We start from the raw sequence: 24,108 nt of genomic DNA, 5'->3' as shown, positions 1-24,108 counted from the left end.
ATGCAGCCTCCGACAGAACCGACCAGCCCGGGGAAATGATTTCCATATACCCCCCGGCCAGACGGGCGTCATCACGCCAACTGGCCACCACCATCGCCGATCAGCCGTGCCGGCAACACACCGCGCACCGCGTTGCAGAGATAGAGCCGCTCGGCCCGTAACAAATCATCGCGATAGATAATGCGCTCCCGCACCGGCAACGGGCCGGCAGTTGCCAGCAACCACCCGCGCATGGCTCCGGCCAAAAGGCCGCACTGCAGCGGCGGCGTCACATAACTACCGTCGAGCAGCACGAAGAGATTACTGATACAACCCTCGGTGATCTCCTGACGCTCGTTATGCCAGAGCACATCGAACAAACCGTCGGCTTCGGCCTGGAGCAGCCCCTGCTGGTAGGCCGGACGGTGGGTGGTCTTGTGAAAGAGCCAGGGGCTTGAAGAATCGACGGCCTGCCCGGCCAGACCAATCGCCACTTCGGCGGTGATCCCGGCCGCCTTTTCATCTGGCCAGTAGAGAAACTGCGGCGCAACGCACGCCGTTGTCGAAATCTGCAGATCGCCGTGCCGAGACAGGGTCACCCGGACCCGCCGGCACTCATCCCACGCCTCATCCTCGGCCAGATCGTGCAAGGTCCGCAGTATCCGCTGCCGGTCGCAACGAAAGGAAAAATACTCCGCAGAACGAGCCAGCCGATCAAGGTGGCCGGCCAGCAGGAAATAGCCTTCGTGCGGTTGATACAGCATCGTCTCCAGCAATTCGAACGTTGGCAACGGGTGGGTCAGGAACCGTGCTTTCAGCAAACACTCGCGCCACTCTTCAGCCGACGTGGAGTCGGCGACGATGCCGGAACCGATTCCCATTTCACCCTGCTCACCGTCGAGCACGACGGTGCGGATCGGCACGTTGAAGACGGCCCGCCCTTCCGGAGCGAAATAGCCGATGGCGCCGGTATAGACGCCGCGCGGCTCCGTTTCCAACTCGTCGATGATTTCCATGGTCCTGATTTTCGGCGCCCCGGTCACCGAACCGCAGGGGAAGAGCGCGCGAATCAGCTCGGCAGGGGGAACACCGTTGGTACGAGCGTACTCGGCAACCACCGTTGATGTCATCTGCATAACCGTTTGATACCGTTCGACATCGAACAGCGACGAGACCCGCACCCGGCCGCCGCCAAGACTCTCGACGAGCCGCGCCAAATCGTTGCGCAACAGATCGACGATCATCACGTTCTCGCTGCGGTTCTTCTCATCACGTTGCAAGAACTCGGCCTGAGAGCGGTCTTCCGCCAGCGTTCGCCCCCGGACACAGGTGCCTTTCATCGGCCGCGTTGTGATAGTGCCGGGCTCAGTGCGAAAAAACAGTTCCGGGGAAAACGACAGCAGATGGCGGCTGCCGTGTTTCAGAAAACAGCCATAGGGGACCGGCTGACTGCGCCGCAGATCGAGATATAAACCCGCCACCGAGCCGCTGAAGCGAAAGCGCATCTTGCAGGTGTAGTTCACCTGATAGGTATCACCGGCAGCGATATAGTCGAGGATGGCATCTACTGCCCGGCAATATGCGGCCTGCTCCATGTTCGGCGCCAGATCGCGGAGTCTATAATCATCCTGCTCAAGGGACGGAAGATCGGTCAGAACGGGAAACGATCCTGCATGCCGGTAGTGATCATAGATCAGTGGTCGGCGATAGACGCCGAATTCGGCCAGTATCTCCGGTGATGATTCGGTGACGGTGCCGCGCCGCTCGTGAAAAAATTCATAAGCAAACCAACCGGCAAGAAAAAAACCCCGGCCGAGCACGCTTTCCATCCGCCGCAAAAACGGTGCACGATTTTCGTTCGCCCGGCAGACCAGAAAGTCAACCGGATCGACGAAGAGGAGCGATTGGTTGTTGAGCCGGTCAGGTTTCGAGGTATCGAGCAGCAGATAGTGTTCGTGGCCGGACAGGTAGGCCAACAGGCCGGCGATCTGTTTGTCTGAAAGAGGGCTGCCGTTCATCACCGTCCACTGCGTCTACCGGGTGCCCCCGGGAAAACGTCTGCGACCATCAGAACCCCCTCGCTATCGTAGAGAAGCAACAGCCACCCGGCGAGCGGGCAAAAAATCCGTTCCGGCGCCCCCCTTGACGTGACGTCACAAAGAACAATGAAAATCGGCGCAAGGTCGAAAGGACTGGGCGGTCCAGCTTCGGGCCTGATTCTCCGGTCCGCCGGACCTTCACGATGCAGCCTCCGGCAGAACCGGCCAGCCCGGGGAGACTGATTTTCGTAGAAGAGCTTACCGACAAGGTGATGAACATCGGTACCGGAAAAAGAAAAGGGTCGCCAGAGCTGACTCTGCGACCCTCGATCTGCCCGGTTGCCACCCCTGCGATTCAACCTCCTGTTTTCCGATGCTTTTTCAGCTCTTCGTATTCCTCAACCGCCTTGAGAATCGATTCGTCCTGACGGGCTTTGATGGCAACAACCTTCTCCCGGATTTTTTCTTCCCTGATCGTCATCGTCGACACTTGGGCCCCGAACAGGGTATTGGCCAGGTAATCAAAGGAGAAAAACATCAATTCGATATCGTCGTTTTTAATCTTTTCGATGATGTCCTCAGCGACCTCGTAGGTCTGCAGAAACGAACTCTCGAAAACGAAACGGCGAAAATGGCCGAGATCGGTGGAGGCCATGAAAAACATCCGTTTTGCCTGTTCGGAAAGGCTCGCCTGATGCCCGAACGATTTTCGCCGCATGACCAGACGCAGCCACTTTTTATTCATCTCATCGCGGACATCGACGCCTTGATCGGCGCGCCACTCGGCAACGGTCCAGGTCTTGTCCTCTTCATGTCCCTTGCAATAATCTTCCTTGACCAGGAAAAAGAATTTTTCCTCCTCGGCGGTGATCTCGTTGCCATCGGCATCCTTGCTCCCTCCCTCACGAAAATCGGCCATTCCGACGGGATAGTAACGACAGGCGGTCGGGCGATCGCTGTAAACCGTACATCCGTCCGGCGTAACAAAAGGACACTTGTTATCTTCGGCGCGCATCTTGAACATTACGCCGGGCATATCGGTCTTTTCCAGATAGGTTGGTTCCGTGTAAACCTGCAGGAATTCGTGGGCAGGCATCTGCAGTCGCCTGGTCAGCATCAGGATATCGTAGGGGGTCAAGATGATCTTGATATTCCCGCAACAGGCGGTAAAACAGCTGACACCGGGATGGCAGCGAAACGTGATCCGGCTGTCCATGGTGAGCTTGAGCGGCTCGATATTCGACGGGTTGGTTTCTTTGCCGAAAAGAGTCTTTTCCTTTGAACTCAATATTGTTTCTGTCATAATATGCAACCTGCTGATCTTCCGAGGGAACGCCACAATGTGGCAGTCAGTTTGTCTTTTCCAAGCCGTCTATAATAAACCGTCGCTCAATCCCTGTCAAACCTCAAACGACAACACCACAGCACCTCAGTGTAATCGCCGATAATGGTCTCTCCCCGTTTTCCCGGCCGGGTCCACCGTATTTCATTGCAGTTTCATGGAAATGGTCTTATATGTTTCAGTCCACGAGAGCAGCTGCGGTTCCCGGGCCGCACCGGGCCGGAACGCGTGACAAGAAAGCAAGGATATGAGTATGAAATTGTTTGTTCGTCCCGTTGACCTGACCAGGGTCAACACCATCGTTTATCACCTGCCCGACGGGCCGTCACTATCCCTGAGCATTGACGGTATCGAGGAGTACATCGATCTTGAATTCGAAGTGGGTCACTACTGCGACACATCGGCCATTGACGGTATCTTGCATTTTTTCCCGCGCGGCAACGCCTGACCCACCGGTCGGCTCCCCGCCCCTCTTGTTTACCGGACTCTATTCCAGTACCGAACCACAGCAGGTTATCCCCGATGGAGCTTGATCTATCGGCCGACGGCCACGTGCACACGTATCTCTGCGGCCATGCCACCGGCACCATGGAAGACTACGTCATAGCGGCTATCGACAAGGGCCTGCAGCGTATCACCTTCCTCGAGCACCTGGAAGCCGGCATCGATTATGCCCCGCGGACCTGGCTCTGTGACGATGATTTCGATTTTTACTTCAGTGAAGGAGATCGATTGCGCAGTCGGTATGGCGATCGACTACAGATCGGTCTCGGCGTGGAGGTTGGCTACAATCCCGAATGCCCGGAAGTAATTATCGAACGGCTCGCGTCACGCAGTTGGGATCGGATCGGCCTTTCCTATCATTTCCACCGGTTGCCCGATACCCGGCGTCATCTGAACCTGCTCAGCCGGAAACGCGACAATCTGGAAATCATGGAACGCTACGGTTGCGAAGAACTGCTCAGTCACTATTTTGACGCGCTCATCGAGGCGGTCGCAACAATCCCCGCCGACGTGCTCTGTCATCTCGACGCCGGCCTGCGTCATCTCCCCGGCCGTCGTTTCTCAGGAGCACACCGGCAACAGATCGAGGTCCTGCTCGCGGCTGTCCGCCGCTCAGGCATGGCGCTGGAGGTCAACACCTCCGGCTTCGACCTGCAGGGAACTCCCTTCCCGCCGACCGATATTCTCAAGCGCGCCAATGAACTGGGTATTGCGCTCATCCCCGGTTCCGACGCCCACCAACCGAGCGACGTCGGCCGCTATTTCGATCGATTGCCGGAATTGCTCAGCGCAACTCGTCAGCCATTGCCGCCTTCAGAGAAGCAGCACTGAACGGTTTGTGCAGGATCCGATTCACCCCGGCCGTTCGGGCCGCTTCGTTATCCATCGCTTCGTTCTGGGTGGTCACCATGATGATCGGCAGGATTTTTGCCGGATAGATTTCCCGGATTTTTTCGGTCAACTGAATACCGGTTATTTCGGGCATATTCAGATCGGTCAGGACGAGCAGCGGTTTTTCCAGGCGCAGCCAGTCCAGCGCCGATCCGGGAAACTCAAAAAGCACCGGCTCGTAGCCAAGCTCATGCAATGTTGCCTTGTAGATGTTTAGAATCATGCGCGAATCATCAACGGCGACAACTTTTGGCCGGATGGTGGTTTCCTGTTCTCCCAGGATCTTGGCAGCGGCTTCGGCAAAACCGGCCTTCCTCAACAGACCGGCATAATGGGCGCGAATGTCTCGATGGGTGCGCGGCAGATAGGCTAGCGCCATTTCCAAAAAGAAATCTTCTCTGGCCAGGCTGAGAAACAAACGGTCGACCTGGGCGTCTACGATGATCTTGGTGATATGGTGTGCCTCGTCATCATCACTGCGCAGCAGATTTTTCAGACCGGCAACGATAATATCCGAATAATTCTTCTCGATTGCCCGGGCAGCGGCGATGCAGACATGCTCTTCGGCATCGGATAGACCGGCGGTCAGCGTATACGCCCCTTTGCGCAACGGCAGCAGGGCCAGCGCCTCGTAGGCGGCAAACCGGACATTGGCATCACGGGGCTCACTTTCCAGCAGTTTTCTGATCGGTTTGACCGCCGACTCATCACCGATTTCACCGAGGACATTGAGACTGTGAATCAAAAAATCCTGATCGTGATGGCGTAGGTTTTCAATGAGCAGCGGCACCGACTTCGGCCCGATGGTGATCAGTTCCTGTTTGGCAAAGGTCCGCATGTGTGCGTAATGCGAACGCAAGGTGTCGTTGAGCTTGTCAAGTGATACCTGGTCCTGGACTTCGGCGAAGATCGACAAGATCTTGAAGTCAATCTCGTTATCGGTGCCCATCCGTTCGGCCAGCCGGTGCATGGCCGTCGGCGTGCCGACTTGACCGAGGGCCCGGACAGCGGCCAGAATCATCTCGCGGTTGGCAGCATAGAGATAATCGGTCAGGGTATTGATGGCTTGCGGATCACCGATATCACCGAGCGTTTCGATGATCAGCAGAATCAAGGCCTCGTCATGCACCGTATCGATCAACTCGAGCAGCGCCGAGGTGGCATGCTCGTACTTCATTTCCCCGACCAGTTGAATGATTGGGGTCTTGTCGCTGATATCGGCGGACAGCAAGAATCCGTTGATCTGTTCTGGATAGGCGATCAAGCTGGAAAACAGCAGCTCCCGGATGGCCGACAACGAATCAGCCAACGTCGGGTGATCGGAGAGCAGATAGCAGAGCAACGGCACAGAGAACGATGGCTGCCCACGGGACATCTCGTAGACCAGCCGATTTTGTGTCCGTTCATCGACTTCGCCGATATGGGCCAGAACCAGCCGTGCTTTGAGACGATCACCGCTGCGCACGTTGGCCCTGATCTCTTCGATCATGTGTTCGGTGTTCGGTCCGGCCATTCCCCCCTCCCTGCTCCGAGAATTACAGATTGCTCCCCATCCTCTCACCTTCTAACAAATCAGCAACAATTCTCAAAGAGCAAAAATACAGGGCCCCGTTACGGTAGCCAGTCGACCGATAACCGACGCACGACATTCATGCCCCCGGCCAGCACCAGGGTCCGCTCGATACCGACCTGCCGGAGATAGAGCTGAGTCTCGTAAGAACGCGATCCGGCGTTACAGACGATAACCAGCGTCTTGTCGTTGGGAAGTTCGCGATAGCGCTCTCGGACTTCATCATAGGGCAGCGCCAGCCAGCGATCGCTGCCGAACTGCTCGACAAAAGGCTCCGCTTCACGTGGATGCCGCACATCGAGGAGCAGCCAGTCCGGCCGGCTGTCAGGATTCTCCATGAATGCCAGGAAATCACGGATGTCGATCTTTCGCATCCGCCCATCACAGATATTCTCGGCCACATAGGAAGCGGCGTTGATCGAATCGATGGCTGCCGAAAACGGCGGAGAATAGGCCATTTCAATGTTGTTGAAATCCTCGATAGCTGCGCCGGCGCAGAGCAGCGGCGCAGCCCCGTTAATCCGGGCGAGAATGCCCTCGCCCATCGGGCCGATTCCCTGCATGCCGAGCACCCGACGGGTACGACGGTCGAAGACCAGCAGGAAGCAGGCAATCGCCTGAGTCGGATAAAAATGGGCCCGATCGCTCGGCGATGTCAGCGACAAGTCGGCATCGTAACCGGCGGCCCGGGCCGCGGCCAGGGTGAGGCCGGCGGAACCGATGCTCATCTCGAAGGCCTTCATGATGAAACTGCCGACGCCGCCCTTGAAAACGGAAGGGATGCCGGCGATATTGTCACCGGCGACCCGGCCCTCCTTGTTGGCCAGTGAGCCGAGCGGGGCAAAGAACTTCGAGCCCGAGACCAGGCTGGTGATCTCGACACAATCCCCGGCGGCATAGATATCCGGATCGGACGTCTGCATGTGTTCGTTGACGACAATCGCCCCGCCTCGGGATACGTTGAGCCCCGCCTCACGGGCCAGGATCGATCGGGGACGGACCCCGGCGGCCATCAGCACCAAATCCGCCTCGATGGTGCGCTGGTTCGTCCGCAGACCACGGACCCAGCCGTCCTCATTGCCGAGAATCTCGACGGCCCCTTCCTGCAGGTAGACATCAACACCGTTGTCCCGCAGATGTTTAGCGAGTATTTCCGCCATTTCCCAGTCGACCAAATTGGGCAGCAGTTGCTCTTTGAACTCGACGAGGGCCACCTCGAGTCCCCAGAGATCCTTGCACGCCTCGGCCATTTCGACGCCGATGGCGCCGCCACCGATGACCGCGACTTTGCCGATCCGGCCCTTGGCGATCAGGTCCTTGATGGCAATCGCTTTATGCAGGTCGTTGACGGTGAAAACTCCCGGCAGGTCAACCCCGGGGATGGGCAGCACCACCGGCTCACTGCCGGTGGCCAGCAGGAGTTTGTCGTAGCTGAGTTGCTGCTGCTCGCCGGTTTTGAGGTTCTCGACCAGAACGGTTTTCTGCTGTCGATCGATGGCCAGCGCCCGGGTTCCGGTCATGGTTGTAACCCCTTTGGCCTTCTCGAAAAAACGCTCGTCCCGAACCATATGAAAACTGGTGGAGCGAAGTTCCTTTTCATCCGGAATATCGCCAGACACATAGTAGGGAATACCGCAGCCACCATAGGAGATGTAGGTATCCTGATCGATCAGCACGACTTCCGACTCGGCCTGTAACCGCTTGATCCTGACAGCCGCCTTGGGGCCCGCAGCAACCGCACCGATAACAACCACCTTCTGTTTCATGATTTCCACCTCATATCTTACCTGAAAAATGATGCGCAATTTTGATTTGTGGCATATGAACACCGGAAATCACTTTTTGCAAGCATCGAAACACACGTCACGGTCACCCCGACTGGTGATGCGTGCAACCGGAACCACAGGTTACCGGGTTTGAGCGGGTGACGTTACCGGGCCGCGGCATCTGCGGGCTCCGCACACCATCATGAGTGTCCGAACCACCATCCGTGACGGGACCGGAATCGAGCGAGACAAAGATACCGCCTCCAACACCGTCGCCACACCAGCCTTGCAAACATTCAGTATCGTGATATCCTGTCACTTTCCGAACTAACCCCCATGACAAAACGTCACAACAGACTACGAAAATCAACGTCATGGTCAGAAGGGCTGGCCGGCTCTGGCCCGGCAAACAATCGAACAGTACAGCCGGCAAAACAGCTGTCATGACCACAAACGACCAACCCGGCATCATCAAACACTGGGACGAGAGGGCCAGCGACTACCTGCAATCCAGCCGGCGGGATTTCGCCAGGAACTCGACCACCAATCGCTGGAAGGACCTGCTCTCCCGCTCCATCGGCACCTCGGAGTCATTGCACATCCTCGATGTCGGCTGCGGACCCGGAATCATGACCAGGCTGTTGCTCGAGATGGGCCATCGGGTTACCGCGGTCGATATTTCCAGGCAGATGCTGGACAATGCCCGGCACACGCTGATCACGCCGGCAACAGCGGTATCGTTTTGCTGCGCCGAGGCGTCGCGCCTACCGTTCCCCGACAACAGCTTTGACGTCGTGGTCAGTCGTTATCTCGTCTGGACCCTGATCGATCCGGCCGGTGCTCTACGCGAATGGCAGCGTATCAACAAACCCGGCGGGATCGTCGTCATCATCGACGGCAATTGGTTCTGTTATCACCGTACCCGGCACCCGGCTCACTGGTGGACCTCGTGCATGAACCTCCTGTACCGGATCTGGACGGGGCACCGGTCAGGCAATGATCTGGCTGCCGGCTATGCACTCGATCTCCCCTGTTCCCATGTATCAAGACCAAGGTGGGACATCGGTATCATGTCCGACCTCGGCTATATCGACATTTGCGTAAACCGGAGCGTTGAGCGACAGATCTGGGGGATCGTCTCCGCCAAACGGCTGAAATATCTGGGGAGCCATCAATTCGTCATTTCCGGAAGGAAACCGGAGTAGCAGTTCGCACGCGCACGATGATCCGGGACATGGCAATGAACAGCAGGATCATGAACATTGTGCAGTCGGAAAAGGTAACGGCTTCCTATTGAGATGAAAATCTGCAGATTCGGGCTCGGCAGCTGCCAGCCCGGTTGGGCCTGACAGCCAAGGGGAAATGGTGTAACGTTCAATGACCGGCAAAGCTGCGGCTGGCAGAGTCGGTGGAGGTTCCGCAGCTTTGCCGGTTCAAGGGGCGGACGGCCAGAAGCGTTCGACAGTCGCGCAGGGAATAGGCTGTGTGGCCTTGCGTCCATCGACGGTAATACGTTTTCTATTATATTCACACTGACCGTGGTTCCCTATACCTTGCAACACGCATCCCGTCAACACATAATTCATATTATTTTAAATTTTGGGTGAAATCGGTCCGCCGTTATTGAGCGACGCCTCGTTCGGCAGGAAGTCACAACAATCATCGAGCAATACCGTTACCGTCGGAGATCGGTCGATTCTCCGAAGATTGGCATAGCGGTCACCCGACACGGTGGAAAATCAGGAAAACATCCGAGCTTGTTCACGACTGATCGCCGGGCAGCAGTCGTTCGAGGCAGAGACGGTGACGATGGTCGAAGAGATGGCGCTCGATCATCAGAATGGCGCTGACCACGCCGAATCCGGCACCCGCGGCGATGAGCAGCATGATCAGGATCTGGTATTTGACGGCTTCGACCGGCGGGCTGCCGCCGAGGATCTGGCCGGTCATCATCCCGGGCAGGCTGACCAGTCCGGCAGCGGCCATGGAATTGATGATCGGGATCATGCCGGTGCGCATGCAGTCACGCCGTAATTCGCTGATCGCCTGGTGCCAGGTCTCGCCGAGCATCAGTCGCTGCTCAATCAACTCCCGCTGTTCGTAAAACATCGTAGTCATCCGGTCGGCGGCCAGAGCGACACCATTCATGGTATTGCCGAGCAACATGCCGAGAATCGGAATAGCATAGCGGGGATCATACCAGGGATCCTGCTGGAGGATAACAATCAAGGTCAGGACCGTAACCGAAAAAGACGAGACGAACATCGACCCGACACCGACACCGAATCCGAAGAGCCCCTTGATTTTGCATTTCAGCCGGCTCCGCACTTCGTGCCCGGCGGCGAGCAGCATCACCGATGAAATCAACATGATGAACCATGGCGTCTTGCTGGCAAACAGCGCCTGCAGGACCATGCCGATCAGCAGCAATTGCACGGTCATCCGGGCGGCCGAGATGAGAAGCCGCCGGCCAAGGCCGAGATTGAGGAAAAAACTGAGGACGGCAAGCAGCAGGATCAGTCCACCACTAAGAGCCAGATCGACCGCGGAAAGGGTTGCAACATTCATCGACCGGCCGCCTCCTGTCGTGGTAGCGGAGAAATCTGAAGACGATCACGACCGAGCAGCAATACGTGATCGGCCACCCGATCAAGCTGGTTGTGATCGTGACTGACCCAGAGCACCGGTGCCTCGTGGTTCCGTCGATAGTCGGCAATGACCTGTTCCAACCGGCGACCGGCCTGCTCGTCGAGAGCCGAACCGGTTTCGTCGAGCAGCAATACGGACGGCCGGCGAATCAGGGCTCGAACAACGGCCAGCCGCTGTTTCTCCCCGGTCGACAACCGGCTGACCTGCCAGTCCAGAACATCCCGGGAAAAGCCGCAGCCCTCAACCAGGGCCGTGACCTCTTCGGCATCAGAATCCGGCGGCAGATGCCGGCCGACCTCGGGATACCACCACCTCGGCTCGGCCGGCACCAAGGCCACCAGTCGGCGCCACTGCGGTGCCGGATACGACTCGCAGGAACGCCCGCCAAGCAATACATCACCCTGATGCCGGTCGAGATCGACGAGCGCCCGCAGCAGTAACGACTTGCCGATACCGGAAGGACCGCTGACGCCGAGACATCGGCCCGGACCGATGCTGAACCGATACGGTCCGTTGTCGCCGAAACGCAGATCGCGGACGACCAGTCCCGACGCTTCAGGGAAGGATGATGGTGAAGGTCGACCCGACTCCTTCGCTGCTGTCGACAAGGATTTCTCCATGGTGACGCTCGATACTGTTATGGGCAATTGCCAGACCGAGACCGGTCCCTTTACGCTTGTCGGTAAAAAACGGCTGAAAAATCTGGTCCACCATCTCTTCGGACATACCGCTGCCCGTATCGGTGATACGGACGATGGCCCTGCCGTCCTCGTTCCGTGTTACTGATACCCGGACAGTACCGCCACCCTCCGTCGCCTGGATACCGTTGATCAGGATGTTGAGAAAGACCCGGTAAATCATGTCTTCATCGACCTGTTTGTAGATCGTCTCCGTTCCCAAATCTTCGGTTATCGTTATGGTTTTCTCTTCCGCCAGGGGACGAATGAAGCCGATGGCCCGCCGTAGAATCTGATTCAGGTCGTGCGGTTGCAATTTCGGTTCCTGAGGACGGGCGAAATCGAGAAATTCGGTAACGATGGTGTTGAGTCGCGTCGTTTCGTCGATGATGATCTGGGCCAGGTTCTCGTTGCCCGGAGCCAGTTTGGTTATCCGCTTCTTGAGGATGTCGGCGGTACTGCGAACGATGCCGAGCGGGCTTTTGATTTCATGGGAAACGGTGGCTACCATGGTCCCGAGCTGCGCCAGCCGCTCGGTTCGGTTAAGCTGCTCCTCGAGTTTGAGCCTCTCCACCGTACGCTTCTCGATAATCTTACCGGCCCGCCAGACAATGGTCCGCAATACCAAAAAGAGTATGGTCATCACGACACTCGACACCATGATGATGCGACTCTGCAGTTTCAGGATGGCGGTGTAGTCCCGGGACAGATCCTTGACGATCTCGATGACGCCCATGATCGCCTCACCCTCTTCCCCGCTCTCTTTCACCTGGCGAAACGGGATGAAGGTCTTCAGCTGGCAGCTGACATTCGGCTCCGTCGACAACAGGCTCCAGATCGACCCGCTGTAAATGAACCGCGAATTGGCGACGCCCTCAAGGGCCTTCTCGTATTCGATGCCGCCGCGGTCGCGCATGCCGACCAACTCGTCTACGGTCGAATAGGAAATGATATTTTCGCTCGAATCGTAAATGGTGACCGAATCGATGGCCAGTCCCTGCACCAGCCCGTTAACGATCCGGTCGAGATATTCGAACTGCTCCGGGTTACGCAGCGCGATCCGACCGTAGCGGACCACCGCCGGCAGTACGAAACGGCGAAAGACCTGCTGGTTGAGATTGCCGGCCAGCAGCAACGAGTAGTCCTCGCTCTGCTTGAGCATGACATTGCGGGCATGGTTGGAGATAATCCAGGAAAGCACCAGCGTGAAGATGAGAAACACCCCGAGGGCTGAAAACGAGAAATACTTGACGAGAATAAAGGGCTGCAGACCGGTGTCGAGACTCTCCGGCCGGCCGGCCTGTGCTCTGTTTCCAGCTCCCCCTTCAGTCATGGCATACTCCGCATCGCCTGCACCGCGCCGTGTCGCAGGGCGGTGTCGTTTTGGCCGTAAAGGACCGGCAATACTCGGCCCAGAGGTATGCCTCAGCGATCCCCTGATCGACCACCTGCCACGGCAGGAACGAGTCTGGACCGTATTGTCGGGTAGCGAACAATTCCTCGGTCAAGTCGTGCTGTTTCATGGCCCGCCTCCAAGATATACCCGACCGGGCCATGGTCAGCAAGACCGCTGCCAGTCTCCTGTCGCCACGGGCCAGCACGGCCTGAAAGAGCGCCTGGTCGGGACCGTCGAAGCTGATCCGCACGTTGGCTCGCCCGGCCACCGCCCGCTTGAGCAGCGATTTCCTGTCGCGCAGCAGCCCGATCGCACCGCTGCCTGAAATGGTCTGTTCCGTCGCCAATTGCCGGCTGCTGCCGAAGGGGTGATACTGAAACGGAGTCCACGGTTTCGGCACAAAGCAATTGACCGACACCAGCAATTCACACACCCGCCCGCGCTTCCGGCCGACCGTCAGAACCTGCTCGCGGATCTTGTCGAGCAGGTCGACGAATTCGTGCAGGTCGTCCTCCGTTTCACTGGGCAGACCGATCATCAGATAGATCTTTAACTTGGTCAAGCCGGCCGCGGCAAGTCGGTGAGCCGCCGTCAACAGGTCATCCTCACTGAGCCCCTTGTTGATCACCAAACGCAGACGCTGCGATGCACCATCCGGGGCAATGGCCACACTTTTGAGCCTGCTGTCGGCAAGCACGGCGATAATCTCGTCGGAAATACGGTCGGCACGCAGCGACGAAAACGACAACGCACAACCGACCTCACTCAGATATTCAGCCACCGCCTGCAGGGTCTGCGGATCGGTCATTTCCATGCCGACCAGGCCAACCCGCTCGATACCCTCCGGTCGGTGTCGCAGGCTACGCAGCACGGCCGCCGTATCCCAGAGCCGCGGCGGTCGGTAGATGAAGCCGGCGGTACAGAAACGACATCCCCGTGAACAACCGCGACCGAGTTCGGTCAAGTACAGGTCGGCAAATTCAGTCCTCCCGGTCAGCAGCTCCGAGTGACCGGCGGCATCGGTGGTGCCAAGATGGACCCGGGCGATACGCGGCGGCAGTTCGGGTGGCGACTCGAGCGCCCGCTGGCGCGACTGCCCGTCGTAGACCGGCCGGTAGAATCGCGGTGCGTAAAACCCCCGGTGATGCCGATTCATCTCCCACAGCAGCGACTTCCGCCTGTCGCCGCACTGCAGGAGATTCTCGATCAAGTGCGGGATCAACACTTCCCCCTCACCGAGTGCAAACAGGTCGACAAACGGCGCCAGTGGCTCCGGATTCATAAACGTCGCCACACCCCCGCAGACAACCAGCGGAGCCCCCGGTGCAAACGATTCAGGCCGCTTTTCAGCGAGCGGTTCGAGCCCGGCAGCCAGCAGCAAGGCCGGCAGATTGATGTAGTCGTGTTCGAAACTGATTGAAAAAAGCAGGACCGGGAAGTTGTCGAGTGGTCGCCCCGACTCGATGGAGAGCGGCAGCTCGCCGGTCTCGGGGAGGAAAATGCGTTCGCAGACGATCCGGTCGATATCGTTGAGCAACCGGTAGACCAGCTGCAACCCGAGGCTCGACATGCCGATCCGGTAGCTGTTCGGGTAGATAAGCGCAACCGGATAACGTCCCGTCCACTTCTTCAGGAACGTGCCCTTTTCCTGGTCGAGCCACGACCTGTCGTCGCCGGCCGAAGTCCCGCCGCCTTTCGGCTGTCCCCTGCGTTTGCTCCGATTCAAGGAATCATGTCGAGCCGGCGGTCTTAATTGGCCTTCTTTCTGAGATAGGTCGGCGTTTCCAAGTAATCCTCACGCCAGCCGTCGGTGCGCGGCCGCTCCTCGCGTTCGGAACCGCGTCCCGGCCCGAGGTTATCAAACGCTTCGAAATTGGAGTTGGGCAGCACCGCGATCCGCTGCGGCCGGTTGGCCGGCGCCGGCTTATAGCCCTGTTGTTCGCTCTCCACACGCTGGTGCTTGCGCGGCAGGTCATCGACCTGGGCGATGGTTTCCTGTTTTTGGCGCACGTCGCCGACCCCGGTGGCGATCACCGTCACGTGCAGCTCATCGCCGAGTGAATCGTCGTAGAGCGCGCCGATCACCACCTTGGCATCTTCGTCGACTTTTTCCTGGATCAACGCGGATGCCTCCATGAACTCGGCCATGGTGAAGCTCTCCTCGGTCGCCGAGATGTTGATGAGCAGACCGCGCGCCCCGTCGATACCGACATCTTCGAGCAATTGGTTATCGATGGCACGTTTGGCCGCCTCCGCGGCACGATTCTCGCCGATAGCCGACGCAGACCCCATGATCGCCGGACCGACCTCCTTCATCACCGTACGCAAGTCGGCAAAATCGGCATTGATCAGCCCCGGCACGTTGATCAGATCGGTAATCCCCTTGACGGCCTGGAGCAATACGGTATCGGCAAGCGACAGCATATCGGAAAGCTTGGAGGTCTTCTGCATCAGGCTGAGCAAACGGTCGTTGGGCACGGTAATGATGGTATCGGCATATTTCTGCAGCTCGTTCCATCCTTCATCGGCGTTTCGCCGGCGATGTTTGCCCTCGAAACTGAAGGGCTTGGTGACCACCGCCACAGTCAGGGCACCCAGTTCCTTGCCGACCTTGGCCACCACCGGCGCCGCCCCGGTCCCGGTACCGCCTCCGAGGCCGGCGGTGACGAAGATCATATCGCTGCCCTTCAGGGCCTGCTTGATGTCCTCGATCGATTCCAGCGCCGCCTGCGCTCCGGTTTCCGGATCTGCACCCGCCCCGAGCCCCTTGGTAATGCTCGGGCCGAGTTGCAGACAGATGTCCGCTTTCGACTGGTCGAGCGCCTGCTTGTCGGTATTGGCGGCAATGAACTGCACACCCTGCAGCCGGTTGGTCACCATGGTATTGATGGCATTGCCACCACCGCCGCCAACGCCGATCACTTTTACCAATGCCACACTCTCAGTCTCAGCCATTCTGAACGGCATACCGATCTCCCTTCAATATCTTCTGATTCCCGGAAATTACACCAAAGATAATCAGCAAATTCATATAATTACAAACCATATCATCCGCCGTGTCACGAAGAAACAAAAATTCTCGCCTCACATGATTTTTTTAAACCACCCTTTCATTTTGTCCATCACGCCCGTCTCCCTGTTCAACCCGGATAACTGGTGCTCCCGGCCGTATATGACCAGGCCGACACCGGTCGTGCAGCGTGGGGTGTAAATATCATCGACCCGACCACCGACGCCGGTTGGATAACCGATCCGTACCGGTAAATCGAAAATCTGTTCGGCCAGATCGACAAGGTTGGCAAGCAGCGACGTGCCACCAGTCAGAACGACACCAGCGTTGATTCGATTCTTCTGACCGGACACGGACAGTTCCCGATCAACCATCTCGAGGATTTCGATCATCCGGGCCTCGATAATATCGACCAGCACCTTCTGGGTCACCCGTCGTGGTTCGCGATCGCCGACCGACGGAACATCAACCACGTGATTGGGTTTGATGATTGAGGACAAGGCGCCGCCGTAATCTTCCTTGAGCCGCTCGGCCTCTGCCAACGGGGTACGCAGCCCGACCGACAGGTCGTTGGTCAGGTTGTGGCCGCCGAGCCCCAGCTCACAGGTATGCCTGATGGTACCCTCGTAAAAGACCGCGATATCGGTGGTGCCGCCGCCGATATCGACGAGCACCACACCGAGTTCCGTCTCGTCAGGCGTCAGCACCGCCTTGGCCGAAGCGATCGACTCGAGCACCAGATCGGCCACCTGCAGGCCCGCTTTGTTGCAACAGGTGACCAGATTGTGTACGGCACCGATATCGGCGGTGACGATATGGACATTGGTTACGAGCCTGACACCGGTCATACCGAGCGGATTCTGGATGCCGGTGTGGTCGTCGACCATGTATTCCTGCGGCAGAACGTGAATGACCTGCTGGTTTTCCGAGATCTTGACGGTCCGCGCCCCGTTGATGACCTCCTGGATATCGGCCTGTTTGATCTCCCGGCCGTTGATCGCCAGGATGCCCGGACTGTTGAATCCTTTGATATGGTTGCCGGCAATCCCGACGTAAACCGCCTCGAGATCACAACCGGCGATATCTTCAGCGATTTTCACTGCTTTGCGAATCGAAGAGACGGTTGATTCGATATTGACCACCACTCCCTTGCGCATGCCGAGTGACGGCGTTGTACCGACACCAATGATATCGATCCCGTCGTCGAAGACCTCCCCGACCACGCAGCAGATTTTGGTCGTGCCGATATCGAGACCGACGACGAGATCGCCACGGTCGACCCGGCGCTGTCGATCGGCTGAATCTTCAAGCTGCTCAGACTGCTGTTCGCTGATTTCTTCCATACTCGTACTCATCAAGACTCTCTGTATCCGACGATGACCTTGTCTTGCAAATAGTTCATTCTGATATAGGCGACCCGGGCGATATCCATCCCCGACTTCCTCGGTTTATACAACACCTCGAGCACCTGCCGTAATCTGATATACTTCTGCCTGATCTCGCCGCTGCCGAAAAAAATAGGGAACGGATGCTCTACCAGGTAGACGACCAGTCCCTCCTCTTCGTCGACATGGAGTTCGGATACCGACTGGGCCGGCAGATTGGGATTGTTGGCACCAACGAGATGCAGGAAGGACAGAGGCTCGCGCAAACTCTCCCGCCGGCGTTCGTCATCCACCTCCTGTTCCAGGCCGGTCACCGCCGGGTAGTCCAGATCCATACCGGCATCCGTCTGCAAAAACGGCGTACCGTCACGATCCAGGTAAGCAAGCCGATTGCCGTCCTGGTCTGCCATCGTTATCAGGGCATAAGGCCGGTATTCTCTCACTTTGATGACCAACCGATCGGGCCAGTGCCGGGCGATAGTAACGTCCTTGATCCACCGGTCTGCAGCGACGACGGCCGAGGCGATTCGCTCGGTATCGATGGTGATCAGGCTCGTATTGACAGACACCCCGGCGGCGCTCCGGACCCGTTGCTCGGAAGCAGCGTGACAGCCACGAACATCAATGGCAGCCAGACGAAAATAGTCGATGGACTCCAACAGTCCGAGCAGACCGCCCGGCCCCTTGCCGGTGACGAAGACCACCGCGGCCAGCACCAGACAAACGACGAGTAGACTGCTTCGCCATTTGACCCCGCCGCGCCGCTCTGATCCATACGATTCCCGGACGACCATTTTTTTCTGCGCCCAATAGGAATTGAGCTTCTTCAGCAGACTCTTCTTCAGGCGCTGCTCCCGGCTGTCCAGCCGAACGAACTGGCCGGCAGCGGGAGAGGCGGTGGTGATTCGCCGCCGGGCGCGCCACCGGCGAAACATCTCACGAATCCGGGTCGGCAGGGACGCCTTCATATGCCCGCCTCCGCCGATAGAAATTCCAATTCCGGCTCCAGTCGGACACCGCTGTGCCGATACACCCGCTCACACACCAACTCCATCAGCGCCTGGATGTCTGCTGCCCGAGCCGCACCGCAATTGACGAAGAAGTTGCCGTGGGTCTCATCGACCCGGGCATCACCGATCCGGGCGCCCTTCAGTCCGGCCTCATCGATCAACCGGCCGGCGCTCATTCCGGGCGGGTTTTTAAAGACGCAGCCACCACTGGGAAGTCCCGACGGCTGAGAAGATCGCCGCTTGTCCAGGAGTTGACTCATCCGCTTTTTGATCACCTTCTGTTTCTCAGGTTTCAATCTGACCAGCACCGCGCTGATAACTCGATCGGCCTGCCAGTCGGACCGGCTCTCACAGCAGCGATAGGCGAACCGCAACTGGTGCCCGTCCAGTACGAGGGTATCTTCGGCGCCGGTCAATTCGACCGCAGCAACCACCCCAGCCATGTCCTCACCCCAGGCCCCGGCATTCATGATCACCGCACCGGCCACCGAACCCGGTATGCCGGCAGCGAACTCCAGGCCGCTCAGCCCTTCAGTGCTGCACCAGTCGGCCAACCGGGGGAGCCCGACCGCCGCTCCGGCGTGAACAATTGTCTGTCGTTCGCTTGCAGTTCCCTGCCTGACAATGTACTTGAACTTTCCCTCAAGTACAATAATCACCCCGCGAAAACCATCGTCATCCGCCAGAATATTCGATCCTCGGCCGAAGACCTTCCACCTCAATCCTTCGCTCCGACACAGCGCCAACACGCGCTGCAGCTCTTCGACAGCAAGCAGCGTGACCAGGGCATCGGCAGGTCCCCCGATCCGATAGGTCGTTCGGGATGCCAACGGCACGTCCCATCGGATCGAACGATCACCGACCGCCCTGGTCAACGCTGCTTTCTGGGAGGAACTGAGCGTCATCGTTTTCTCTTCACTCCTGCGGGTCAAGCAGGGCCAGCAAGTCCTCGCCGGCCTTGACGATGTTACCGGCGCCAAGGGTCAACACCAGATCGCCGGCCCGCAACTCGTCTCTGATCGCCACGGCAATGTCGTTGACATCGGCAATATAGCGCGTATGGCGTTGGCCGTGACGACGAATCTCGGCGAGCAAGGCCTCGCCGGTAATCCCTTCGATCGGCTCTTCACTGGCGGCATAAATGTCGGTCATGACAAGTTCGTCGGCCAGGTGGAAGCAGGTAAGGAACTCGTTGAACAACCCTTTCGTCCGGCTGTAGCGATGCGGTTGAAAGAGCACGATCAAACGCTTGTCCGGCCAGGCCTGCTTGATCGCCGTCAGCGTGGCACGGATCTCGGTGGGGTGATGACCGTAGTCATCGACAACGTTGATGCCGCACCCTTCACCTTTGCGCTCCATACGCCGCTGGACGCCGGCAAAGGATCCCAGTGCCGAGGCCATGACAGCAAAGGGGATGCCGAGTTCAAAGCCGACGCAGATCGCCGCCAGCGCATTATAGACATTGTGCCGGCCGGGTGGCGCCACATCGACCGGACCCAGTTCTTCGTTGTTCTGCTTCACGATAAAATGAACCCGGCCATCGGCAAACACGATATCCTCTGCATAAAAATCGGCCTGCCGGGTCAAGCCGTAGGTGATCGTCCGCTTGCCGATCTCGGGCAGGATTTCGACGATATGCCGGTCGTCGAGACAGACGATGGCGGCCCCGTAAAACGGAACCTTGTCGATAAACTGCAGGAAAGACTCTTTGACATGATCAAGATCTCGATAATAATCGAGATGTTCGAGATCGATATTGGTGATGACCTCCAGGACCGGCGACAGTTTCAGAAAGGAACCGTCGCTCTCGTCCGCTTCCGCGACCAGGAAATCCCCGGCACCCAGCTTGGCGTTACCGCCGAGACAATCCACCTTGCCGCCGACGACAATGGTCGGGTCGAGTCCGGCGCTGGCCATGATCCAGCTGACCATCGACGTGGTCGAGGTCTTGCCGTGACTGCCGGCAACGGCAATACCGTATTTCTGCAGGCGCATCAGCTCGGCCAGCATTTCCGCCCGCATGATCACCGGAATGCCGGCCTCCCGCGCCGCCACCACCTCTGGATTACCGGCGGCGATGGCCGACGAAGTGACCACCACATCGGCTCCCGCCGACCATTCCCGGTTATGACCGATGCGGATGGTGCAGCCGAGTTCGGCCAGCCGATCGGTGATACGTGACCGGCTCAGATCCGAACCGGAGACCCGATAGCCGAGGTTGGCGAGCAATTCGGCAATACCGCTCATGCCAATACCGCCGATGCCGACAAAATGGATTCTTTTAGTTTTTTGATACATATCAGCCTATCTCCCGGCGACTGCCAGACAAATATCGACGATCCGGTCGGCGGCATCGGCGATGCCCAGCCCCGCCATCGCCGTCGACATCTGCCGCAGGTGGTGCCGGTCACCAAGTAATGCTGCGATCTGCTCGCTGAGCCGCTCGGCCGTCAGCTCCCGCTCGGCGAACACCACCGCCCCGCCGCTGTCGGCATACCACCGGGCATTACGCTGTTGGTGATCGTCGGCGGCGTGTGGGTACGGAATAAGAATGGCCGGCAGGCCCAGCACCGAGATCTCGGCCAGGGTAGTCGCTCCCGCCCGGGACACGACCAGATCGGCCTGACGGTACACGTCAGCCATATCGTTAAAAAAGGCGGCGACCTGGCAGTCGATGCCGGCCTGGCGATAGCGTTGTCCGACCCATGCCTCGTCACTGGCGCCGGTCTGATGAATGACCCGCAGCCCGCCCAGAGATTCGGCCCTGGTGATCAGCGCCTCGCTCACCAGTTCGTTGACCCGGTGAGCCCCCTGACTGCCGCCGAGAATCAACAGAGTTCTGTTATTGCCGGCGGGGCGTGCCCGCTTCTGCATCACTTCGAGAATCGGTCCCCGCACCGGATTACCGGTCAATTGAGTCTTGCCGGCCGGGAAAAACCGAGCACTGTCGGGCAGTGAAATGCAGATCCGATCGACGAAGCGACCGAGTTGCCGATTGGCCAGACCAGGCACCGAATTCTGCTCGTGAATAACGGTCGGCCGGCGCAGCAGCCAGGCCGCCGCCACCACCGGGCCGGTCACATAACCGCCGACCCCGCAGACCACATCGGGCCGGAAACGCAGGATCTGCCAGCACGCCTCGACCAGGGAAACGGGCAGCACCGCCAGCGCCTTGAGCAATTCCAGCGGCCGTTTGCCCTTCAATCCATAGCTGTGGATGGTGCGCACGGCAAAGCCGCACCGTTCCAGATGTTGGCGATCAAGCCAGCGACCTGTCCCAACGAAAAAAATGGCACTCTCCGGCAACCTGCTGACCAGCTTCTCGGCGGTGGCCACGGCGGGAAACAGGTGCCCGCCGGTGCCACCACCGGTCAGCAGCAGACGAAAGGCGTGTTTGCCGACGGTCATGGCGCTCATGAGGCCACCGCCTGGCGTTGATCAGCCTGTCGGCGACGACGGACTGCCGCAACAAAGCAGTCGCCGCGCTGTTGATAATTGTCAAACATATCGAAGCTGGCACACGCCGGCGACAGAAGCACCGTGTCCCCGGGACTGGCCAGTTCCGCCGCCCGGCTGACGGCGTCGTCCATGCTTGCGGCATAATGGACCGGAACCAGGTCGCCAAGCGCGGCCGCCAACTGCGGTGCAGCCTCGCCGATGAGCACCAGATTGGTCACTCGCTCCCGGACGGTTTCGCGCAGCAACCGATAATCATCGCCCTTATCCTTGCCGCCGGCGATCAACACGACCCGGCCGCCGGCCTGGCTGAGCCCGCTGCTGACCGCTCCGGTATTGGTCGCCTTGGAGTCATTGATAAACCGTATGCCATCGATATCATCCACCACCTGCATCCGGTGTGCGCCGACCTGAAACGAGACTAGAACCTGCTGGGCCAGGGTCGGATCGATCTCGAACCGTTTGACGGCGAGCAACGCCGCGGCGCTGTTCAAACGGCCGGAAACGGTATTGAGCGCTGCGCCGGACAGATCATAGACTGTCCCGCCGCCCGCGTCAGCGATCCATAGCCGCTCGCCATCAACGCTGGCCGCAGCATCAGGGTGAGTGCCGAACCGCACCGCCGAACCATGCCATTGCGGCGGTAGGGCGGTGATCAGCTGCGGATCTTCACCGTTGATTACCGCCTCGGTCCGCTTTGGACCGCCCTGCAACAACCGCATCTTGGCAGCCGCATAACGAGCCAGCGAGCCGTGGCGGTCGAGATGGTCCGGCGTGATATTGAGCAACACCCCGACCTGGGGCACGAAGGCGCCGCTCAACTCGAGCTGGAAGCTGGATACCTCCAAAACCACCACATCATAGTCTGTCTCGTCGAGCAACAATGAGCCGATCGGCGTTCCGAGATTGCCGCCGACAAAGACCGACCGGCCGGTCGCCGCGAGCAGCGCGCCAATCAACTCGGTCACCGTGGTCTTGCCGTTGGTGCCGGTGATGGCGATTACCGGGCGGCGCAGCAACGGAGCGGCAATGGCCAGTTCGCCGATCACTTCGACACCCGTGCGTTGCACCGCAGCAATAGCCGGATGCGCCGGATTCACCCCCGGGCTGAGGACGAGCAGATCGGCCCGGCTCAGAAAATCGGCGCTGTGCCGGCCGCATTCGAGTTCGGCAACGCAGGAAGAGAGCACGGCCCGCTCCGACTCGGCGAGTGCCGACTCCTGCCGCGCGTCCGACACCAACACCCGAGCGCCACGCCCGCTGAGATAGCGAACCATCGCCCGGCCGGCCAGGCCGAAACCAACCACCGCCGCTGTCATGCCCGGAGTTATGGTGTTTTTTTCGGTCATCAGCGCAACTTCAGAGTAGCAATGGCCAGAAAGCCGAGAATAATCGACACGATCCAAAACCTGACGACCACCTTCGTCTCATGCCACCCTTTTTTTTCGAAATGGTGATGGAACGGGGCCATCAGGAAAATTCGTTTGCCTTTGGTCATCTTGAAGTAGCCGACCTGCAGAATCACCGACAACGCTTCCATCACAAAAACGCCGCCAACGATGGCCAGCAGCATTTCCTGCTTGATGATGATCGCCACGGCCCCAAGCGCTCCGCCCAACGACAGCGAGCCGACATCACCCATGAAGACCTGGGCCGGATACGCGTTGAACCAGAGAAAACCGAGACAACCGCCAACCATCGCCCCGCAGAAAACGGACAGCTCGCCGCTGCCGGCGACATAGGGCACCTGGAGATACTGAGCGATATAGAGGTGTCCGGCAATATAGGAGAAAACCAGATAAACCGCAGCGGACACGACGGTCGGGCCGGTGGCCAGACCGTCGAGGCCGTCGGTCAGATTGACCGCGTTTGACGCACCGACAATGACGATCATGGCAAAAACAATATAGAACCAGCCGAGATCAGGCCGGATATTCTTCAGAAACGGCACGCTCAGATGACCGTCGAAGCCGGGGTAGAGATAGATGAACAGACCGATCGCCGCCGCTCCGGCGAACTGCATAAACAATTTGCAACCGGCGCTGAGTCCGGCGCTGGATTTCCGGCTCACCTTGCGATAGTCATCAAGGGCGCCGATCATGCCGAAGAAAGCGGTGACTGCCAGAATCAGCCAGACATAGACATTGTCGAGCCGGGCCCAGAGCAGCGAGGAACCGAGGATGGCGGCCAGGATGAGCAGACCGCCCATGGTCGGCACCCCCTGCTTGGCCAGGTGCGTCGCCGGTCCGTCGTCCCTGACCACCTGGCCGATCTGTAGCCGGCGCATGGTCCTGATGAACCAGGGACCGAGAATCAGAACGATGACAAAGGCGGTCACTGCGGCGGAAATCGAGCGAAAGGTAATATAGCGAAAAACATTGAACCCGATGAAACTGGTGTGCAATGGATAGAAGAGATGGTAGAGCATGGAATA

General features: G+C 58.8%; 19 protein-coding genes. 3 read left to right on the top strand and 16 right to left on the bottom strand.

The window, feature by feature from the left end; genetic code table 11:
- Positions 1 to 71 precede the first annotated feature (71 nt).
- Both pabB and BUC26_RS17005 read right to left on the bottom strand, forming a co-directional pair.
- Positions 72 to 1,997, bottom strand: coding sequence for an aminodeoxychorismate synthase component I (gene pabB, locus BUC26_RS17010; RefSeq protein ID WP_084540734.1), 1,926 nt, complete (start codon positions 1,995 to 1,997; stop codon positions 72 to 74).
- 376 nt (positions 1,998 to 2,373) lie between these two features.
- Positions 2,374 to 3,321 carry a YkgJ family cysteine cluster protein gene (locus tag BUC26_RS17005; protein WP_073377918.1) on the bottom strand — a complete coding sequence of 316 codons (948 nt, stop codon included), beginning with the start codon at positions 3,319 to 3,321 and terminating at the stop codon, positions 2,374 to 2,376.
- Positions 3,322 to 3,613: 292 nt separating this feature from the next.
- On the opposite strand from BUC26_RS17005, the gene BUC26_RS17000 reads away from it, so the two are divergent.
- Positions 3,614 to 3,808 (top strand): hypothetical protein, encoded by a 195-nt coding sequence (locus tag BUC26_RS17000; protein WP_073377916.1) that lies wholly within the window; start codon positions 3,614 to 3,616, stop codon positions 3,806 to 3,808.
- A 74-nt stretch (positions 3,809 to 3,882) separates the two neighbouring features.
- Positions 3,883 to 4,695 (top strand): histidinol-phosphatase, encoded by an 813-nt coding sequence (locus BUC26_RS16995; protein ID WP_073377914.1) that lies wholly within the window; start codon positions 3,883 to 3,885, stop codon positions 4,693 to 4,695.
- On the opposite strand, the gene BUC26_RS16990 is transcribed toward BUC26_RS16995, so the two are convergent.
- Positions 4,649 to 6,268: a HEAT repeat domain-containing protein gene (locus BUC26_RS16990; protein WP_073377912.1), complete on the bottom strand. Its 1,620-nt coding sequence runs from the start codon at positions 6,266 to 6,268 to the stop codon at positions 4,649 to 4,651. The two genes, BUC26_RS16995 and BUC26_RS16990, sit on opposite strands and share 47 nt — an antisense overlap.
- 98 nt (positions 6,269 to 6,366) lie before the next feature.
- Positions 6,367 to 8,091, bottom strand: coding sequence for an FAD-dependent oxidoreductase (locus tag BUC26_RS16985; RefSeq protein ID WP_073377911.1), 1,725 nt, complete (start codon positions 8,089 to 8,091; stop codon positions 6,367 to 6,369).
- Between the two features lie 443 nt (positions 8,092 to 8,534).
- Here BUC26_RS16985 and BUC26_RS16980 point away from each other — a divergent pair, with 443 nt between their 5' ends.
- Positions 8,535 to 9,296 carry a class I SAM-dependent methyltransferase gene (locus BUC26_RS16980; RefSeq protein ID WP_161949874.1) on the top strand — a complete coding sequence of 254 codons (762 nt, stop codon included), beginning with the start codon at positions 8,535 to 8,537 and terminating at the stop codon, positions 9,294 to 9,296.
- A 556-nt stretch (positions 9,297 to 9,852) separates the two neighbouring features.
- Here the strand turns inward: BUC26_RS16980 and BUC26_RS16975 are convergent.
- The 12 genes from BUC26_RS16975 to mraY form a co-directional block, all read right to left on the bottom strand.
- On the bottom strand, positions 9,853 to 10,659 hold the full coding sequence (locus tag BUC26_RS16975; protein WP_073377908.1) for an ABC transporter permease: 807 nt from the start codon (positions 10,657 to 10,659) through the stop codon (positions 9,853 to 9,855).
- Positions 10,656 to 11,348 carry an ABC transporter ATP-binding protein gene (locus BUC26_RS16970; protein ID WP_208609822.1) on the bottom strand — a complete coding sequence of 231 codons (693 nt, stop codon included), beginning with the start codon at positions 11,346 to 11,348 and terminating at the stop codon, positions 10,656 to 10,658. The genes BUC26_RS16975 and BUC26_RS16970 overlap by 4 nt, the downstream gene beginning before the upstream one ends.
- A complete protein-coding gene (locus tag BUC26_RS16965) occupies positions 11,296 to 12,750 on the bottom strand; it encodes a sensor histidine kinase (RefSeq protein ID WP_084540732.1) in 1,455 nt (484 codons plus the stop codon). The genes BUC26_RS16970 and BUC26_RS16965 overlap by 53 nt, the downstream gene beginning before the upstream one ends.
- Positions 12,743 to 14,539, bottom strand: a complete 1,797-nt coding sequence (locus BUC26_RS16960) for a radical SAM protein (RefSeq protein WP_244155886.1) — start codon at positions 14,537 to 14,539, stop codon at positions 12,743 to 12,745. Before BUC26_RS16960 ends, BUC26_RS16965 begins: the two co-directional genes overlap by 8 nt.
- 23 nt (positions 14,540 to 14,562) lie before the next feature.
- Positions 14,563 to 15,780 carry a cell division protein FtsZ gene (gene ftsZ, locus BUC26_RS16955; protein WP_073377906.1) on the bottom strand — a complete coding sequence of 406 codons (1,218 nt, stop codon included), beginning with the start codon at positions 15,778 to 15,780 and terminating at the stop codon, positions 14,563 to 14,565.
- A gap of 117 nt (positions 15,781 to 15,897) precedes the next feature.
- A complete protein-coding gene (ftsA, locus tag BUC26_RS16950) occupies positions 15,898 to 17,178 on the bottom strand; it encodes a cell division protein FtsA (RefSeq protein WP_244155885.1) in 1,281 nt (426 codons plus the stop codon).
- Positions 17,178 to 18,176 (bottom strand): cell division protein FtsQ/DivIB, encoded by a 999-nt coding sequence (locus tag BUC26_RS16945; protein WP_073377903.1) that lies wholly within the window; start codon positions 18,174 to 18,176, stop codon positions 17,178 to 17,180. The genes ftsA and BUC26_RS16945 overlap by 1 nt, the downstream gene beginning before the upstream one ends.
- On the bottom strand, positions 18,173 to 19,123 hold the full coding sequence (gene murB, locus BUC26_RS16940) for a UDP-N-acetylmuramate dehydrogenase (RefSeq protein ID WP_073377901.1): 951 nt from the start codon (positions 19,121 to 19,123) through the stop codon (positions 18,173 to 18,175). The genes BUC26_RS16945 and murB overlap by 4 nt, the downstream gene beginning before the upstream one ends.
- 10 nt (positions 19,124 to 19,133) lie before the next feature.
- Positions 19,134 to 20,516, bottom strand: coding sequence for a UDP-N-acetylmuramate--L-alanine ligase (murC, locus tag BUC26_RS16935; RefSeq protein WP_073377899.1), 1,383 nt, complete (start codon positions 20,514 to 20,516; stop codon positions 19,134 to 19,136).
- A gap of 6 nt (positions 20,517 to 20,522) precedes the next feature.
- Positions 20,523 to 21,635: an undecaprenyldiphospho-muramoylpentapeptide beta-N-acetylglucosaminyltransferase gene (murG, locus tag BUC26_RS16930; RefSeq protein ID WP_244155884.1), complete on the bottom strand. Its 1,113-nt coding sequence runs from the start codon at positions 21,633 to 21,635 to the stop codon at positions 20,523 to 20,525.
- Positions 21,632 to 23,023 (bottom strand): UDP-N-acetylmuramoyl-L-alanine--D-glutamate ligase, encoded by a 1,392-nt coding sequence (murD, locus tag BUC26_RS16925; RefSeq protein ID WP_084540731.1) that lies wholly within the window; start codon positions 23,021 to 23,023, stop codon positions 21,632 to 21,634. Before murD ends, murG begins: the two co-directional genes overlap by 4 nt.
- The gene (gene mraY, locus BUC26_RS16920; RefSeq protein ID WP_073377897.1) at positions 23,023 to 24,102 is read right to left on the bottom strand and encodes a phospho-N-acetylmuramoyl-pentapeptide-transferase; all 1,080 of its coding nucleotides are present in this window, start codon (positions 24,100 to 24,102) and stop codon (positions 23,023 to 23,025) included. Before mraY ends, murD begins: the two co-directional genes overlap by 1 nt.
- Positions 24,103 to 24,108: the final 6 nt, after the last annotated feature.

Source organism: Desulfofustis glycolicus DSM 9705 (genome assembly GCF_900130015.1).
Taxonomy (GTDB): Bacteria; Desulfobacterota; Desulfobulbia; order Desulfobulbales; family Desulfocapsaceae; genus Desulfofustis; species Desulfofustis glycolicus.
The sequence above is the reverse complement of the archived record's forward strand: the minus strand, read 5'-3'. Positions and strand labels throughout refer to the sequence as shown.

Excerpts from the sequence above, each read along its gene's own strand:
- pabB (WP_084540734.1), bottom strand. The coding sequence starts at position 1,997 with ATGAACGGCAGCCCTCTTTCAGACAAACAGATCGCCGGCCTGTTGGCC.
- BUC26_RS17005 (WP_073377918.1), bottom strand. The coding sequence starts at position 3,321 with ATGACAGAAACAATATTGAGTTCAAAGGAAAAGACTCTTTTCGGCAAA.
- BUC26_RS17000 (WP_073377916.1), top strand. The coding sequence starts at position 3,614 with ATGAAATTGTTTGTTCGTCCCGTTGACCTGACCAGGGTCAACACCATC.
- BUC26_RS16995 (WP_073377914.1), top strand. The coding sequence starts at position 3,883 with ATGGAGCTTGATCTATCGGCCGACGGCCACGTGCACACGTATCTCTGC.
- BUC26_RS16990 (WP_073377912.1), bottom strand. The coding sequence starts at position 6,268 with ATGGCCGGACCGAACACCGAACACATGATCGAAGAGATCAGGGCCAAC.
- BUC26_RS16985 (WP_073377911.1), bottom strand. The coding sequence starts at position 8,091 with ATGAAACAGAAGGTGGTTGTTATCGGTGCGGTTGCTGCGGGCCCCAAG.
- BUC26_RS16980 (WP_161949874.1), top strand. The coding sequence starts at position 8,535 with ATGACCACAAACGACCAACCCGGCATCATCAAACACTGGGACGAGAGG.
- BUC26_RS16975 (WP_073377908.1), bottom strand. The coding sequence starts at position 10,659 with ATGAATGTTGCAACCCTTTCCGCGGTCGATCTGGCTCTTAGTGGTGGA.
- BUC26_RS16965 (WP_084540732.1), bottom strand. The coding sequence starts at position 12,750 with ATGACTGAAGGGGGAGCTGGAAACAGAGCACAGGCCGGCCGGCCGGAG.
- ftsZ (WP_073377906.1), bottom strand. The coding sequence starts at position 15,780 with ATGCCGTTCAGAATGGCTGAGACTGAGAGTGTGGCATTGGTAAAAGTG.
- ftsA (WP_244155885.1), bottom strand. The coding sequence starts at position 17,178 with ATGAGTACGAGTATGGAAGAAATCAGCGAACAGCAGTCTGAGCAGCTT.
- BUC26_RS16945 (WP_073377903.1), bottom strand. The coding sequence starts at position 18,176 with ATGAAGGCGTCCCTGCCGACCCGGATTCGTGAGATGTTTCGCCGGTGG.
- murB (WP_073377901.1), bottom strand. The coding sequence starts at position 19,123 with ATGACGCTCAGTTCCTCCCAGAAAGCAGCGTTGACCAGGGCGGTCGGT.
- murC (WP_073377899.1), bottom strand. The coding sequence starts at position 20,516 with ATGTATCAAAAAACTAAAAGAATCCATTTTGTCGGCATCGGCGGTATT.
- murG (WP_244155884.1), bottom strand. The coding sequence starts at position 21,635 with ATGAGCGCCATGACCGTCGGCAAACACGCCTTTCGTCTGCTGCTGACC.
- murD (WP_084540731.1), bottom strand. The coding sequence starts at position 23,023 with ATGACCGAAAAAAACACCATAACTCCGGGCATGACAGCGGCGGTGGTT.
- mraY (WP_073377897.1), bottom strand. The coding sequence starts at position 24,102 with ATGCTCTACCATCTCTTCTATCCATTGCACACCAGTTTCATCGGGTTC.